The following is a 940-nucleotide window of genomic DNA, read 5'->3' as shown; positions in this document are numbered from 1 at the left end:
GTATATGACGCAAGTAAATACCATATCTGGGGTCGCGATTCGCATGATGGGTTCGGCTTGCTGGCCACGATCAATGCTGGCCAGCCCCTGACGTGGACGGACGACGGCTCGGTTACTCCGGTCCCTCCGCTTCCTGCGTCGGGCAACTGGCCGATTCGTTACAACTCGATCGATCCGGCAGTCGGCGGCTCGCTGACAGTCAACGTGTTCTACGCGGAACGCCAGCAACGCATCGACACAAATCCGACCCGCCTGCAAATTGGGTAAAACATGAGTACGCCATATCAAGAAATCTATAAGTATCAGGTGGATTGGCCCTCGACGGACTCAACAGAAAACAGGCGTCTTGGGTATCGCTACCCGCGCAGTATTCTGCTGCCTCCATATCTAGCGGCTAATCCATACTACGTGGATTACACAAATGCCATCGACAATGTGTTCGAGGGACAAGTCGATATCAAGACCGAGATTTTGCAGAATCTGCGTAACATGTGGGTGACTAATCCCCCGCTCGAACAGCAGATTGCGGATCAAGTGTCTGGCACCGGTACCGATCCAGTGACGGGTCTTCCGTTCATGGGCGGCCATCTGATTGATTTTGATCAGTGGTCGCAGCCTGAGCGTGACATTCTGGCAAAGCAGGTGAATGCACTTGGGATGAAGCTAGCAAACGCAGGTGTCCTAACTGACGACAGCTACCAAGCCATATCGCGATGGGTTGGCATGTATTGGTACGGTAAGGGAACGCGGTCATTCATCGACTTCATCAACTACTGCTTGTCATCGTTCTTGGACGTGAAACCAATGTGGACGCAGGACTATGTGCACTTCTACAGAACCGGGGATTCACGTATAGGAACTCCCATATGGCAAGGCGGTACGTGGTACCCGACCACGCACGTACAGCTCATTGCAAAGGGCGGTTTGGGTGATCTAGATA

General features: G+C 53.0%; 2 protein-coding genes. Both read left to right on the top strand.

The window, feature by feature from the left end; translation table 11 throughout:
- A partial coding sequence (locus AC1RPU_RS07620) for a hypothetical protein (RefSeq protein ID WP_481769584.1) occupies positions 1-267 on the top strand: 267 nt, incomplete at its 5' end.
- Between the two features lie 3 nt (positions 268-270).
- On the top strand, positions 271-940 hold a 670-nt coding region (locus AC1RPU_RS07615; protein ID WP_481769583.1), incomplete at its 3' end, for a hypothetical protein.

The sequence above is a fragment of the Dellaglioa sp. CoH-55-MRSF-7 genome, from assembly GCF_056782235.1.
Note: the sequence above shows the minus strand (reverse complement) of the source record. Positions and strands in the feature narration are given on the sequence as shown.